At 66.6% G+C, this 14,561-nt stretch carries 12 protein-coding genes; 5 read left to right on the plus strand and 7 right to left on the minus strand.

Annotated elements, in window-relative coordinates; all coding sequences use genetic code 11:
* Positions 1-34 precede the first annotated feature (34 nt).
* The gene (locus GTO19_RS12585; RefSeq protein WP_291021228.1) at positions 35-1,180 is read left to right on the plus strand and encodes a crosslink repair DNA glycosylase YcaQ family protein; all 1,146 of its coding nucleotides are present in this window, start codon (positions 35-37) and stop codon (positions 1,178-1,180) included.
* Positions 1,181-1,243: 63 nt separating this feature from the next.
* On the opposite strand, the gene GTO19_RS12590 is transcribed toward GTO19_RS12585, so the two are convergent.
* The 6 genes from GTO19_RS12590 to GTO19_RS12615 all read right to left on the minus strand — a co-directional run bounded on the left by GTO19_RS12590 (position 1,244) and on the right by GTO19_RS12615 (position 9,377).
* Positions 1,244-1,531: a type II toxin-antitoxin system RelE/ParE family toxin gene (locus GTO19_RS12590; protein WP_291021229.1), complete on the minus strand. Its 288-nt coding sequence runs from the start codon at positions 1,529-1,531 to the stop codon at positions 1,244-1,246.
* Entirely contained in the window at positions 1,521-1,766 is a 246-nt protein-coding gene (locus GTO19_RS12595) for a type II toxin-antitoxin system Phd/YefM family antitoxin (RefSeq protein WP_291021230.1), read from the minus strand. The genes GTO19_RS12590 and GTO19_RS12595 overlap by 11 nt, the downstream gene beginning before the upstream one ends.
* A 74-nt stretch (positions 1,767-1,840) precedes the next feature.
* Positions 1,841-2,308, minus strand: a complete 468-nt coding sequence (locus tag GTO19_RS12600) for a RidA family protein (protein ID WP_291021231.1) — start codon at positions 2,306-2,308, stop codon at positions 1,841-1,843.
* Between the two features lie 39 nt (positions 2,309-2,347).
* On the minus strand, positions 2,348-3,337 hold the full coding sequence (locus GTO19_RS12605) for a transglutaminase family protein (RefSeq protein ID WP_291021232.1): 990 nt from the start codon (positions 3,335-3,337) through the stop codon (positions 2,348-2,350).
* A 6-nt stretch (positions 3,338-3,343) separates the two neighbouring features.
* Positions 3,344-5,932: a circularly permuted type 2 ATP-grasp protein gene (locus GTO19_RS12610; RefSeq protein WP_291021233.1), complete on the minus strand. Its 2,589-nt coding sequence runs from the start codon at positions 5,930-5,932 to the stop codon at positions 3,344-3,346.
* 46 nt (positions 5,933-5,978) lie between these two features.
* Positions 5,979-9,377 (minus strand): DUF2126 domain-containing protein, encoded by a 3,399-nt coding sequence (locus GTO19_RS12615; RefSeq protein WP_291021234.1) that lies wholly within the window; start codon positions 9,375-9,377, stop codon positions 5,979-5,981.
* Between the two features lie 63 nt (positions 9,378-9,440).
* On the opposite strand from GTO19_RS12615, the gene GTO19_RS12620 reads away from it, so the two are divergent.
* Together GTO19_RS12620 and GTO19_RS12625 are read left to right on the plus strand one after the other, a co-directional pair.
* The gene (locus GTO19_RS12620) at positions 9,441-10,259 is read left to right on the plus strand and encodes a ComEC/Rec2 family competence protein (RefSeq protein WP_291021235.1); all 819 of its coding nucleotides are present in this window, start codon (positions 9,441-9,443) and stop codon (positions 10,257-10,259) included.
* Positions 10,260-10,846: 587 nt separating this feature from the next.
* Positions 10,847-11,266 carry a toll/interleukin-1 receptor domain-containing protein gene (locus GTO19_RS12625; RefSeq protein WP_291021236.1) on the plus strand — a complete coding sequence of 140 codons (420 nt, stop codon included), beginning with the start codon at positions 10,847-10,849 and terminating at the stop codon, positions 11,264-11,266.
* A gap of 599 nt (positions 11,267-11,865) precedes the next feature.
* Here the strand turns inward: GTO19_RS12625 and GTO19_RS12630 are convergent.
* On the minus strand, positions 11,866-12,867 hold the full coding sequence (locus GTO19_RS12630) for a hypothetical protein (protein ID WP_204732209.1): 1,002 nt from the start codon (positions 12,865-12,867) through the stop codon (positions 11,866-11,868).
* Positions 12,868-13,200: 333 nt separating this feature from the next.
* Here GTO19_RS12630 and GTO19_RS12635 point away from each other — a divergent pair, with 333 nt between their 5' ends.
* Both GTO19_RS12635 and GTO19_RS12640 read left to right on the plus strand, forming a co-directional pair.
* Positions 13,201-13,773 (plus strand): hypothetical protein, encoded by a 573-nt coding sequence (locus tag GTO19_RS12635; RefSeq protein WP_204732208.1) that lies wholly within the window; start codon positions 13,201-13,203, stop codon positions 13,771-13,773.
* A gap of 139 nt (positions 13,774-13,912) precedes the next feature.
* Complete coding sequence (locus GTO19_RS12640) at positions 13,913-14,521, plus strand: hypothetical protein (RefSeq protein ID WP_291021237.1); 609 nt, start codon at positions 13,913-13,915, stop codon at positions 14,519-14,521.
* Positions 14,522-14,561: the final 40 nt, after the last annotated feature.

Raw genomic sequence — 14,561 nt, forward strand, 5'->3', positions numbered from 1 at the left:
CGCGCGGCTGCACCGGCAAGGCTCAGCGCTTCCGATGGCCAGGCCACTCACGCTCGACGACCTGCGCCGCCACGCCATCGCGCGCAGCCTGTTCAATCCGCTGACGCTGCCTGCCGCGGTGCGCCGGCTGGGCTTCGTTCAGGCCGATCCGATGCGCGCCCCGGCGCGCGCGCAGGACCTCATCCTGTTCCAGCGCGTGCAGGGCTACCGCGCCGGCGACCTGGAGCGCCGCTACGAGCGTCTGGGGCTGGAGGAAGACGCCTTCGTCAACTACGGCTTCGTGCCGCGCGACATGCTGGCCCTGCTGCACCCGCGCACGCCTCGCCAGGCCTGGGACGAGGACACCATGCAACGCGCCAGGGCCGTGCTCGATTTCGTGCGCGAGCGCGGCCTGGCGCACCCGCGCGAGGTGGGTGAGGCCTTTGCCCACCATGGCCGCGTGGCTGGCTACTGGGGCGGCGACCTGAACGCCAGCACGCGCCTGCTGGACCACATGCACTACCACGGCTGGTTGCGCGTGCGCCGGCGCGAGGGTGGCACGCGTGTGTACGAGGCCATGGTCCATGACGAGCAGGACGACAGTCCCGCCGCTCGCCTGGCGCGGGCCCAGGCGCTGGTGGACACCATCGTGGCCCTGTACGCACCGCTGCCCTCGGCCAGCCTGGGCTACCTCGTCACGCTGCTGCGCTACGGCGCGCCGCACCTGGCGGTGGAAACGCGTGCCGTTGTGCAGGCGGCGCGCACGCGTTACGGCCACGCCGTGGTGGACGGCACCACCTGGTTCTGGCCGGCGGACGAGAACCCCGCCTCGCGCCGCCACAAGCCGCACGAGGGCCTGCGCCTGCTGGCGCCCTTCGACCCCGTGGCCTGGGACCGGCGCCGCTTCGAGATGCTGTGGGGCTGGGCCTACCGCTTCGAGGCCTACGTGCCCGCGGCGCGCCGCACCATGGGCCACTACGCGTTGCCTTTGCTGTGGGGCGAGCAGATGTTGGGCTGGGCCAACTTGCGCTGGGAGCGCGCGCAGTTGCGGCACGAACTGGGCTTCATCGCCGGCCGCGCGCCGCGCGAGCCGGCGTTTCGGCGCGCGCTGGACGAGGAGTTGGCGCGCTTCGAGGTATTTCTGTCGGGATACGTGCAGGCTGGGGCACGCGCAGCGGGCCCGGACGCTACCTGTGACTGAAAACCGACCCTCGACCAAAACGAAGGTGACTGAAAAAAAGTCGCGACTGTCTTGCCGTGGTGTTCAAGGCAGTCGCTCTTGAGCATGGCGATACGCCGCTTCGCCGTCTCTACGGCCCACCGCCAAGACCATCACCGTGACGATCGTGTCGTCCACACGGTAGATCAGGCGGTAACCCACCTGCTTCAACTTGATCTTGTAGCAATCGCGCATGCCATGCAGCGCGGCCGCCGGGACTCGAGGCTGTTCCAACCGTTGCGCGAGTTTGCGCTTTAGCGGCTCTCGTACGCTGCCATCGAGCTGGCGCCATTCCTTGAGCGCCAACTCGTGAAAGCGCAACTCATAGCTCATCAAGCGCCACTTTCACGAATGGGCCATCGGCACGCTCGCGCGCCAGTTGCAAATCCTGCAGGTCCTCGAGTTGAGTCAGCAGCCGCTCATAGTGGGCAGCGGGTACCAGATAGGCCTCGGGCCGGTTGTGGTTCAGCACGGCCACGGGCTCGTCGTCGGCTGCCTTGAGCACATTCGCGAAGTCGCGCTTGAGTTCGGTGACGCTGACGCTGCGTCGGGAGAGGATGGTGTCCATGCATGGCTCCAGAAGTCATGCATTCTGATTGGCGCCCAATTGGATGTCAAATTTGATGCCAATTCAGGCTGGCGTTAGCGCAGTTCCGCGATCAGCTCGATCTCCACACACGCCCCCATGGGCAGTTGCGCCACGCCGAAAGCGCTGCGCGCATGCTGGCCGGCGTCGCCGAAGACTTCACCCAGCAGTTCGCTGCAGCCATTGGTGACGAGGTGCTGTTCGGTGTAGGTGGGCGTGCTGTTGACCAGGCTCAGCACCTTGACGATGCGCTTGACGTCGTCGAGCGTCTTGCCCGAGGCCTCGCAGGCGGCCTGCAAGGTGCCCATGAGGGCGATGGCGATGCTGCGCGCGGCTTCCTTGCCTTCTTCGGTTTCCATGGTCAGGCCCAGTTGCCCGACCCAGGCCTTGCCGTCCTTGCGGGCGATGTTGCCGCTGATGAAGACCAGGTTGCCGGTCTGCACGAAGGGCACATAGGCGGCGGCCGGCGTGGCCACGGGGGGCAGGGTGATGCCCAGTTGTTTGAGTTTGGCGAGTGCGCTCATCGGTCGCTCCAGGTGAATGGCCAAAAGGAGCGGGGCATTCTATCGAGCGCCCCTCTCGATCGGTCGGCCGCTGGCGGGCGCTGGCTCGATGGCGGGGTGGAGGTCGCGGCCTTCCAGCTCATCCGGCGGGGCCACGGTCACGGCCACTTCCAGCGTGTGCTGGGCGCCGCCCTGGATGACGCCGCGCATGGGCGAGACGTCGCTGAAGTCGCGGCCGATGGCGAGCGTCACGTAGTCCTCGCCCGGGCTGCCGCGGCCGCAGCGGTTGTTGGTGGGGTCGAAGTCGAACCACTCGCCCTCGGCGCCGTGTTCGCCAGGCACGTAGACGGCGGCCCAGGCGTGCGAGGCGTCGGCGCCGATGAGACGCGGCTGGCCCGGCGGCGGCCGGGTGAGCAGGTAGCCGCTGACGTAGCGCGCGGGCAGACCCAGGCTGCGCAGGCAGCCGATCATGATGTGCGCGAAGTCCTGGCAGACGCCCTTGCCCTGCGCGAGCGCCTGCAGCGGCGGTGTGCTCACTTCGGTGCTGTCGGTTTCGTACTGCAGTTCGCTGTGGATGTGTTCCATGAGCGCGCGCACCGCTTGCAGCACCGGCAGGCCCGGCGCGAAGACCGGGCGCGCCCAGGCGACGAAGGCCTCGTCGCGCGGCACCTGGGGCGAGGCGAAGAGAAATTCGGCCGCCGGGTCGTAGGGGGCTTTGACGCGGTAGCGGAAGTGCTCGCGCACGCGCTCCCAGTCCAGGGCGTGCCAGGGGCCGCTTTCGGGCAGAGGGCCCGGCGCGGTGGTGGCGACGGTGCTGTCGGCCAGCACGCTCAGGCTGTCGTGCGGTGCCTGCTGGGCGAAGAAGGTGCGCTGGTTGCCGAAGGCGTCGGTGCTCTGGTGCAGCGCGGCTGGTTGCGGATCGATCGCCAACTGGTGGGACAGGACCTGTTGCAGCGCGGTGGCGCGCGGGCTCAGGTGCAGCATGTGCTGCGCCATGTCCACCGCGCTCTGGTAGCGGTAGGTGGTGCGGTGCAGGACGCGCAGTTTCATGGCGGTTCAGATGGACAGGGTCTGGCTGCGCCGGTCGGCGTGGCTGAAGTGCAGGCGCGTGATCTCGTCGGAAAGATCGATCGCGGCGGCTTCGCAGTCCTCCAGCAGCCGGGTGAGTGCGCTCCACACGCGTCGGCCATCGGGCCCGCGCTGCCAGTTGCTCAGCTCGGCCAGTTGCCAGGTGGCCGGGTCGGGCAGGTCGCGCGCCAGCTCGGCGTCCTGCGGCGCCACGCTCTGGCCGAGGCGGGCCAGCCGCGCGCGCAGGGTTTGCACCACCCAGGCCAGCGAGCGCGGGTTGTCGCGGTCGAGCACCAGCAGGTCGATCAGGGCGACCAGGTCGCGGCGCTGCTGGTACTGGGCGTGGAAGGTGATGGTGCTGTCGAACAGGGCCACCATGGCTTCGAAGCCCGCGGGTTCGTGCACGCTGCCCGTTTCAAGGCCTAGGGCCAGCGCGCGCGACAGCGTGGCCAGGCGCTCGATGTGGCGGCCGATGGAGAGCAGGCGCCAGCCGTCGTCGCGCACCATCCGGTCGGTCTGCGAGCCGGTGATGGCGGCGAGCTGCTGGCTCGCCTCCTGCAGCAGCAACTGCGCTTCGCCGGTGGTGAAGTCCCCGCCATGGAGCAGGCGAGCGGCGCTGCTGGCGAAGCCCGCCTGCGCGCGTTCGATGAGGTTCCAGTGCTCGCGCGAGAGCCGCTCGCGCACCTGCGCCGCCGCGCCGGCGATGGCGCGCAGGTTGAAGCCGGCACTGAAGGAACTGGCGGCCGCCGGGTCCCGCGGGTGCGGCGCCAGGTTGGCCATGAGGCTTCGCGCGAACACGCGCGGGGACTGGTGGGCCTCCGGCACGTCGGCCAGCACCAGCGCGTTCTCGCGCGAGACCTCGGTGAGCCAGCTCAGCAGGGCCCGCGTGCCGGGTTCCTCGCCATCGAGTTCGTCGAGCACGATTTCGGCCAGGCGCACGCTGTTCTCGGCGCGTTCGGTGTAGCGGCCGAGCCAGAACAGGTTCTCGGCCGCGCGGCTGGTCACCGGCTGCTTCTGCTGCGCGATGGCGAAGGAGCTGGGCTGGCTTTGCAGCAGGCTGGTGTGGTCGACCGCGCCCTCGGTGAGCACCCAGCAGTCGGCGCTGCTGCCGCCGCGCTGCATGGTGGCCATCAATTGGCCACGCGGCGCCAGGCGGACTAGGCCGCCGGGCAGCACGCGCCAGGAGCCGGCGCCGTCGGCAAGGGCAAATACGCGCAGCATGGCCGAACGGGGCATGAGGCGGTCGCCTGTCCAGGTGGGCGTCTGCGACAGCGGCAACCAGGACTGCACGGTGTACTGCTCGGGCTGGCGCACCAAGCGGCCGGTCCATTCGTCCAGCGCGCGCGCGCCCAGGCCCTGACCGATCACGGTCTGCGGCCCACCCTGCGGGTAGGTGGCCTTGATCACGCCGTCCTTGAGCAGCGGCAGCACGCTGCGCAGCGCGGCGTCCTCGCCGCACCACCAGGTGGCCAGCGAAGGCAGTTGCAGCGGTTCGCCCAGCAGGTGCTCGCTGATCGCGGGCAGGAAGCCCAGCAAGGCGCTCGATTCGAGCGGGGCCGAGCCCGGCGCGTTGGCCAGCAGCAGGTTGCCGGCGCGCAGCACCTGCAGCAGCCCGGGCACGCCCAGCGTGGAATCGGTGCGCAGCTCCAGCGGGTCGAGCCACTGGTCATCCACGCGCTTGATCAGGGCATGCACGGGCTCCAGCCCGGCCAGGGTCTTGAGAAACAGGCGCTCGTCGCGCACGGTGAGGTCGTTGCCCTCCACCAGCGTGAGGCCCAGGTAGCGGGCCAGGTAGGCGTGCTCGAAATAGGTTTCGTTGTAGGGGCCGGGCGTGAGCAACGCGATGCGCGCGTTCTCGCCCTCGGGCGCCATGGCCTGGATGCCGTTGACGAGCGCGCGGTAGCTGGCTGCCAGCCGCTGCACCTTCATCCCTGCGAACGCCTTGGGAAACTGGCGGCTGATGGCGATGCGGTTTTCGAGCAGGTAGCCCAGGCCGGACGGCGCCTGCGTGCGCTGGCCCACCACCCACCAGCGCCCGTCGGGGCCGTGGGCGAGGTCGAAGCCGACGATGTGCAGCCAGGTGCCGCCACGCGGCTGCATGCCCTGCATGGCGCGCAGGTAGCCTGGGTGGCCTTGCACCAGGGCGGCCGGCAGCAGGGCGCGCTTGAGCAGTTCGCGCGGACCGTAGAGGTCGGCCATCATGGCGTTGAGCAGGCGCGCGCGCTGAAGCACGCCGGCCTCGATCTGCGCCCAGTCCCGCGGGCCCAGGATCATGGGGAAGAGGTCGAGCGCCCAGGGGCGCTGCAGGCCGCTCTCGTCGGCGTAGACGTTGTAGGTGACGCCGTTGTCGCGGATCTGGCGCTGCAGCGCCTCGGCGCGGCGGTTCAGGTCGGCCAGCCCTTCGGTGCCGGTGTGGTCGAAGAAGTCGCCCCAGGTGGGCGCCAGGCCGTGCGGGCCTTCGCCCTGCAGTTCGTCGAGGTGGCCAGCGTCGGCCGGCACGGCCAGCGACATCGCCCACTCGCCCGGGTGCTCGGGTTGCAAGGGGTCGAAAAGGGAATCGTGAGGATCGGCGTTCACGGCGGGAAGTATGCCCGCGCGCCCGCGCCGGGCCTTGCTCTCGGGCTCAGGTCCTCAGGTCGAGCGTGCACGGGAATTCACGGTTCACCTCGGCGGGCGACACGCGCAGGCGCCCGGGCGTGTGGCCCGTCTGGAAGAAGCGCGACAGGCGCCGGCTTTCGGCCTCGTAGGCGTTGACGGGGAAGCTGTCGTAGTTGCGTCCGCCCGGGTGGCTCACGTGGTACTGGCCGCCGCCCAGGGAGCGCTCCATCCAGGTGTCGACGACGTCGAAGGTGAGCGGGGCGTGCACGCCGATGGCGGGGTGCAGCGCCGAGGGCGGCGCCCAGGCCTTGTAGCGCACGCCGGCCACGTACTCGCCCGCGGTGCCGGTGTTGTGCAGCGGCAGGGCGCGCCCGTTGCAGGTGATGAGGTAGCGCCGGTCGGTCCAGCCGCGCACCCGCACCTCCAGGCGCTCCAGGGACGAGTCCACGTAACGCACGGTGCCGCCGGCCGCGCCTTCTTCGCCCATCACGTGCCAGGGCTCCAGCGCGCCGCGCAGCGTCAGTTCGATGCCGCGTGCCGCGATCTCGCCGATCAGGGGGAAGCGGAACTCGAAGTGCGGCTCGAACCAGGCCATGTCGAAGGCGTAGCCGGCCTCGCGCAGCTCGGCCAGCACGTCCTCGAAATCCAGTCGCAGGTAGGTGGGCAGCAGCCAGCGGTCGTGCAGCTCGGTGCCCCAGCGGGCCAGCGGCGTGCGGCAGGGCTGTTGCCAGAAGCGCGCCACCAGCGCGCGCAGCAGCAGCTGCTGGGCCAGGCTCATGCGCGCGTGCGGCGGCATCTCGAAGGCGCGCAGCTCCAGCAGACCCAGGCGGCCGGTGGAGCCGTCGGGCGAGTAGAGCTTGTCGATGCAGAACTCGCTGCGGTGCGTGTTGCCGGTGACGTCGATCAGGAGGTTGCGCAAGGTCCGGTCGACCAGCCAGGGCGGCATGTGTTCCCCGTGGCGCTCGCGCGCCCGCTCGATCTGCTCGAGCGCGATCTCCAGCTCGACCAGTTGGTCGTTGCGCGCCTCGTCCACGCGCGGCGACTGGCTGGTGGGCCCGATGAACAGGCCGCTGAAGAGATAGCTCAGCGAGGGGTGGTTGTGCCAGAAGGTGAGCAGGCTGCCCAGCAGCTCGGGCTTGCGCAGGAAGGGCGAGTCGGCGGGCGTGGCGCCGCCCAGAACGAAGTGGTTGCCGCCCCCGGTGCCGGTGTGGCGGCCGTCGGTCATGAACTTCTCGGCGCACAGGCGCGTCTGGTGCGCGGCCTCGTACAGGAATTCGGTGTTGGCCACCAGTTCGTTCCAGTTGTGCGCGGGGTGGATGTTGACCTCGATCACACCCGGATCGGGCGTGACCTGGAGCATCTTCAGGCGCGCATCGCGCGGCGGTGGGTAGCCTTCGAGCACCACCTGCACGCCCAGGCGCTCGGCCGTGGCCTCGACGGCGGCGAGCAGCTCGAGGTAGTCCTCCAGCCGTTCCATGGGGGGCATGAAGATGTAGAGGTGCTGGCTCTTGCCGCCCTTGTCCTTTTCCGCCTTCGGGCCATTGGCGCGCTGCGGGTCGCGCGCCTCCACGCACAGGGCGGTTCGCGTGAGCCAGCCCGCCGACTCGCCGCGCTGGGGGAAGTGCGAGGAAGGACTCTTCGCCGCCGCGCCGGCGGGCCAGCCGTGTGCCGGTCGCGCCGCGCTCGCGTGGGACACGGCCTGCGTGCGCAAGGGCGTGGCCCGCGGCAGCGCCTGCCGCGGCGCGAAAGGGTCCTGTTCGATGTGTTGTGGCCGATCGCCCGCGCTCGCCCAGGGCAGCGAGTCCAGTGGCAGCCGGTAGCCCATGGGCGAATCGCCGGGGATGAGGTACATGCGCTCGTCGCGGAAGAACCAGGGGCCGGTGGACCACACGGCGCCGCCGAGGGCGGGGTTGCCGGCATTGGCCTGCAGCGGCAGCACATAGCCCACCACGCTGGACAGGCCCTGGTCGAACACGCGGCGCAAGCGGATGCGTTCCAGCTCGTCGTCGAGGCGGCTGTCGAACGGGTCCACGTTCACCGGCAGGCGGCGCTCGCGCCACAGGTAGTACCAGGTGTCCTCGTAGCCCGCGGTGATGTATTGCGTGGACAGGCCCAGGCGGCGCGCCAGCGCCTGGGCGAAGCGGCGCGCGTCGTCGCTGCTGTAGCGGGCCTCGTCGCGCTCGTCGGCCAGCAACGCGGGGTTGTTCCAGCAGGGTTCGCCGTCGGCGCGCCAGAACACCGACAGCGCCCAGCGCGGCAACTGCTCGCCCGGGTACCACTTGCCCTGGCCCATGTGCACGAAGCCGCCCTGGCCGTATTGCTCGCGCAAGCGGCCCAGCAGCTCGGTGGCGTAGCCGCGCTTGGTCGGGCCCAGGGCGTCGGTGTTCCACTCGGCGGCGTCGCGGTCGCTGATGGCCACGTAGGTGGGTTCGCCGCCCTGCGTGAGGCGCACGTCGTGCTTCACGAGGTCGGCGTCCACCTGGTCGCCCAGGGCGAGCACGGCGGCCCATTGCTCGTCGGTGTACGGCCGCGTCACGCGCGGCGATTCGTGCACGCGCGTGACGGACATGTGGTGCTCGAAGGCCACCTCGCTCTTGTCCACACCGCCTTCCACCGGCGCGGCGCTGCCGGGTTGGGGCGTGCAGGCCAGCGGGATGTGGCCCTCGCCCGCGAGCAGACCCGAGGTGGGGTCGAGGCCGATCCAGCCGGCGCCGGGCAGGTAGACCTCGCACCAGGCGTGCAGGTCGGTGAAGTCGCGCTCGGGGCCGCTGGGGCCGTCCACGGATTTCACGTCGGGCGCCAGCTGGATGAGGTAGCCCGAGACGAAGCGCGCGGCCAGGCCCATGTGGCGCAGCAACTGAACCAGCAGCCAGCCGCTGTCGCGGCAGGAGCCGCGCTGGAGCTGCAGTGTCTGCTCGGGCGTCTGCACGCCGGGCTCCATGCGGATGGTGTAGGCGATGTCGCGCTGCAGGCGCTGATTGATGTCCACCAGGAAGTCGATGGTGCGGCGCTTGGCGCGGTCGATGCCGTCGAGATAGGACGTGAGCAGCGGGGTGAGCGGCTCGGTGGCCAGATACGGTGCCAGTTCGCGCCGCTGCGCCTCGGCATACTCGAACGGGAACTGCTCGGCCTGCGGTTCGAGGAAGAAGTCGAAGGGGTTGTGCACCGCCATCTCGACCACCAGGTCGATGGTGATCTTGAACTCGGTGGTGGGCTCGGGAAACACCAGGCGGGCCTGGTAGTTGGCGAACGGGTCCTGCTGCCAGTTGATGAAATGCGTGGCGGGCTCGATGCGCTGCGAATACGAGAGCACCCGGGTGCGGCTGTGCGGCGCCGGTCGCAGGCGGACCACCTGAGGGCCCAGGCGCACCAGGCGGTCGTACCGGTAGTGGGTGATGTGGCTCAGGGCAACGTGGATGGCCATGCGACGGGCTTTCAGGACAGGGAGGACGCGGGACCGCGCCAGCGCTCTCGCGGTTGAAAAACCATGCTAGCAAGTCTTGCGCCATTGCGCGATGACGGTTCGGACACCAAAGCGCCGCGCGCCTGGCTCGTGGGCTGGGCGCTGGCCGGCGTGGTGCTGGGCACCGCCTTTCAGCTTCAGCAATCGGGTCTGTGGGCCTGGGGCCTGTACCTCGGCATTGGCCTCGCGGGCGGGTTGGCCTTGGGCTGGCGCCGGCGCGTGCCGTGGTTGGTGGCGGGCGTGGCGCTGGCCTTCAGCGGAACGGGCCTGCGCGCGGTGGCCCTGGCCGGGCAAGGCCTGGCGCCGGCGCTGGAAGGCCGGGACATCGCGGTGGTCGGACGCGTCGCGTCCTTGCCGGTGATGGGCTTGCAGGGCGAGCGCTTCGAGTTCCTGGTCGAGCGCGCGAGCCTGGCCGGCCAGGCCGTGCGCCTGCCGGCGCGCCTGCTGCTGGGCTGGTATGGCGGGCCGCAGCGCGACGCTGATCGGCCCGGCGGCTGGGCGGTGGCCCACCGCAGCCCGGGTCTGGTGGCGGGCGAACGCTGGGCGTTCGAGGTGCGCTTGAAGCGCGCGCACGGCAGCCTCAACCCGCACGGCTTCGACCGCGAGCGCTGGCTGTGGGAGCGCGGCATTCTGGCCACCGGCTACGTGCGCGCGGGCCCGCGCGACCCGGCGCCCGAACGGCTGGCGCAGACCTGGCGCCATCCGGTGGACCGGGCGCGCCAGCGCGTGGCCGAGGCCATGGGCGAGCGCCTGGGCGATTCGCGCGCCGCGGGCGTGCTGGCGGCGCTCGCGGTGGGCGAGCAATCGGCCATCGTGGGTTTGGGTAAAAGAGTCGTTCGCTAAGAAAGTGAGGAAAATCAACGCTCTTGCTCAAGCCCGGCCACTAGCTAGGTAATTAAGTCGTTCGCTTTCGAGAAAGACCTGTTCTGCTAACTAGGTAAAAGAGTCGTTCGCTTTCAAGCCTGAGTGCCTCTCATTGCTTGTTGCAAGGCGTATTGGGGGCGACGAGCAGTGTAGGGACCGACCGAGGGTGGCGCGTTCAATCCCCGTTTGGGCAGTCATGTTCGCGGGCAATTTTCACGAGGCGATAGCCTGGGCGGGCTGGATCTTCCGACGTAGACATATTCAAGCAACATCCACTGAGGGAGTTCTACTTGGCTCGATGCACAGCACCAGTTCGTGGACACAGTTCCGCCGCCGCAGCGGCAGCTTGTCCCGCATGCCGCTACAGAAGCAGCTACCGCTATAGCGGTTACAGCCCTTCGTATCCCACGTCGAGTGGAGGTAGCTACAGCGGTGGAAGCGGGAGTTTTGGCCGCTCTGGAGGCACCTCAAGGCCGAGATGGTCGAAGGCGGGTTCGCCCATTTCGTATACGTCGGCCCAGGTTCTCTCTCTCACCCCAATCCGTGAAACCGTTGAGACGCGGGCAGTGACGCTGCCAGATCTTCGTGACGTGTTTCTGTGCCACGCGTGGGACGACCGACAGGGGATAGCCAAGCAACTGCATGACTTGCTTGTGGTGGCTGGCGTCAAGGTGTGGTTCAGTGAAAAGGATGTGCAACTCGGCCAACCCCTGATGCGGGCGATTGACAAGGGGTTGGCAAACTCTCGAATTGGGCTCGTGTTGGTGACGCCTGCTCTGATAGCCCGGCTCCCAAACGAAGGCGTTGCTGAGAAGGAGCTTTCTGCGCTCCTGGCGGGTAACCAGCTTGTTCCCATCGTGCACAACACGACGTACGCGGCTCTACGAAACGTCAGTCCGCTGCTCGCCTCCCGAACCGGCTTGGACACTGCGGAAGACTCCATGGAAGTGGTCGCCGCCAAGATTGCCGAGCTCGTCGCCGTGTAGGTCTGGTGTTGCCTGGTAGACGGCTTACTCCTCGTCTCTTGACTTCCTTGGTCTTCGGCTGAAATCAACAGGTGAGAAGTCAACTGAGGTTGAGTGCCTGTACTCGCGCGACTTGGGCAGCGTAAAGGTCTGCCCACGTTGTTTCTCCAGCGCGAAGCTCCACCCTCTTGTGCTGAGGTGTCAGTTCTACAGCCCCTGCAAACTTCTTTAAAAACCGTCTGATTTCGGCAGACGCATGCCCAGGCAGAGTGCCCTCGTCGAAAAGCAGTATGAAGAACACAAGCGGGCCGAACACTTTTAGCCGCAACATGTACGGACGGCCCCCCTAGACCGCCCCGTAACAGATGCGAACCAAGAACGGGTTGAAGGGCTGTTCCGTGTCCACATTCTTTAGATACGGGACCGCTGCGCGCTTCGCCGGAGCTATTCGTTCCGCTCCCGCCAGATACGCAGCCACGGTGACTCTTCCACGACGCGGTCTAGCCTCGTTTCCAAGCATGTATGGGACAAGATCTTCGAACAGGTGACGATGAGCGCCATCCGTTCTGGACGAGTTAAAGGACACCTTCAAAAGCCAGCGAACCAGTAGGTCAGAAGTCTCAGCCTGGCTGTGCTTCAAGCAGAAGGCGCTTGACGTCCTCCAGGTGATTTGCGCGCCGAAGCCGCGTGTAAAGCGAAAACGCGCTCGCCACATCCCGGTGGTGTCCTGGCAACTGAGGCCACTTGCAGGGGTGGACCAGCTTGGTCCGAATCAAGTTCAGGTTCCGTCGCAGGCGGGCATCGTCGCCAGTGGCTTTGCCATGTTCCGGAAGTGCCTGGTTCTTGAGCAAGTGCTCGCGTACCTCAATGAAGGTCGAATCCAACACCTCACGGATTGGCACTGAGTTCCGGTCAAACGGCTCTGCGCGCTTGCGGAAGGCGAAGGTCTGAGTGGTGTTGTGCTCGCGTGTGTAGATGTCGTCACACGTCACCTTGAAGATGGTCATTCTTGCGACGCAAAAAATCCCGTGCACGCGCTTGCCCCGCACTGACACCTCGAACTCTCCCTCTGGCATTGTGCAGTCGAGCCGGCCATCTAGTGCGTTGCGGAACACGCTTCCCCAGGCTCGTTGGGCCGATCTACTGTGCGCCATCCAAGCAAGTCGCTGCAAGACGCTGGAGTCTCGCTTGTAGTTTTGCCGAAAGAGCGCTCTGTCGGGGAAGGTGATTTGGTTGTCCGAGTCTTCTAGGACTGGAGCGCAAAAGCACTCGACGGGGATTGGTCGGAAGAGAAGCTTCGCCAGCGGGACGTTGAAGGCGAAGAGAGCTTGCACCAGCAGTTGGCTCGGAATCCAGACGTCGCCTTTACTCGTATCAAATGTGTGTAGCGTTTGACCACCAGTTGGGAGGCTGTTCCATCTCATCAGGTCCAAGTACTGGGAGATGTCGTCGACGCCGTGCAACTTCGAGCGCAGTACCACCTTCAGACTTTCTTGGCGGTCGCTGAGAACGAAAGGCATCTCATGCACTGGCAGCGTCTTTCGAACGCCGTCGACGCTCAGAGTGTTGCAGAGGAAGGCGCCGTCGGCGGCGGTTGGTGAGAGGTGGGTGACCCAGGACACGGGGAAAAGCTCCTTTCACAGCTATAGCGCCTCCGTTTTATCTAGTCCAGTCGCCTGGAGGTAGGTGGACCGCGTAGGCGTTTCGTTCCGGCCGGGTCTGCGCCAAGGACTGGTTCCCCATGTGTTCTCGCAGCGGGAAGCCCTTGCCTGAGTCGGGCCCCCGACAGCATGCGCGTTTTGGTGATGTGTCAGATCTGGCGCTTTAGAGCGCATGTCAGTCCGCGCATTCTCTAAAACAACGCGGAGTTGAGAGCCGGTGACTACACGACAAGACGCCGTCGTGGCGCCGACAGACCATCACTTATGTACTCAGTAACCACTCAAGTCCTATCCATGCCAGAGGCTCAGCAGCGCTTCCAAGGATTCATCGACCTTCAGAAGACTCTTCCAGAGAACGAGCCCGGAACTCTGTCAGGCACTGAGGTCTGGCTCCCAGGGTGCAGCGACGCCGACCCGCATCCGCATTACGTGCTTTTCGTCCGCGCGGCCGAGTTTGAGCGCGATGCACTCGTGGCGACGTGCTCCCAGCACCTTCGACAAATCAACTGGGAGTCTGAAAACCTTGAGCACAAGCAGTCGTTCGTGCTCATGGGAGCAAAAGAGACGGGCATCTACGTCCCGCTTTGGAGTTCGGGCTGCCTGCGAATCAGCGAGCGCCAGTGCACCATCCGCGTAGTCTTTATCGGCAGTGACTGGGCTGTCGATACCAGGCACCACCTGACAGGTGAAGACCTAGACGACTACATGATTGGCTGCCAGGTGCACATGGACTCCACCGGACCGCACTACAAGCCGTGGCGCATGTACAGCGAAGAGACACTCAACGCCATGAAAGGCCTGAGCGGCAACATCGAGGTTCCAGGACGAATGGTCAGGACCTCGGTACCTGCTGCGGACCTCGGTTGATTCGGGCTTCGTGGCTGTGCCTCGACCAGCTAGTACACTTTTCCGCACATCCAGTTGGCTGCGCCAAGGCAATCTTGCGTGCGTAGATCCGTGCACGGATGAAGACGAAGCAGCAAAAGACCATGTTCAGGAGGAATGCATGCAGGTTTTGACTTCTCGCGGTGGGCGTGGCTGGAGAGCCGTTGAGGAACCAAAGCGGGACGCCAACGGACGCGAGATTCCTGACGAGGCTCTCTCTGAGATATCAAGGAACCTATCGGACTGCTTCCGCTGCAGCAATCTGGTGGTCCTCACGGGTCTCGGCACATCGTTGCATGTGAACCGCGCGCCGGCACCCTTAGACAATCCGTTGAAACGGACGCCGCTGGAAGGAAAGGCGATTGCCCCGATGATGCGCGACCTCTGGAGCGCTTGCAAGGCGATGGATGCGAAGAAGTTCGAGGAGGCGCTTAAGTTGGCACGTTACCCAGTCGGGGACAAAGGCGAGAACATCGAGTCGTTGCTCTCCTATTGCAAGCTGGCCGAAGACTTTATCGACAGCGCTGCTGAAAAGGCCATAGTTGCTAGTTTCATCAAAGTCGCAGAGGAGGTCGTCAGAGACCAAGTGCGATTCCTGAAGGTGGATGATGATGTTGGTTTGCATGCGGACTTTCTTCGAAGACTGGTCAGACGTTCAACCAGGAAGCTGCGCACCAAGGTGTTCACCACCAATTACGATCTTTGTTTAGAAGTGGCCCCGCAAATCTGAACAGGTGAGATAAAGCAGGCTCCGTGCATTGAGCCGGCCC

It is taken from the genome of Hydrogenophaga sp., from assembly GCF_011772445.1.
Taxonomy (GTDB): Bacteria; Pseudomonadota; Gammaproteobacteria; order Burkholderiales; family Burkholderiaceae_C; genus Hydrogenophaga.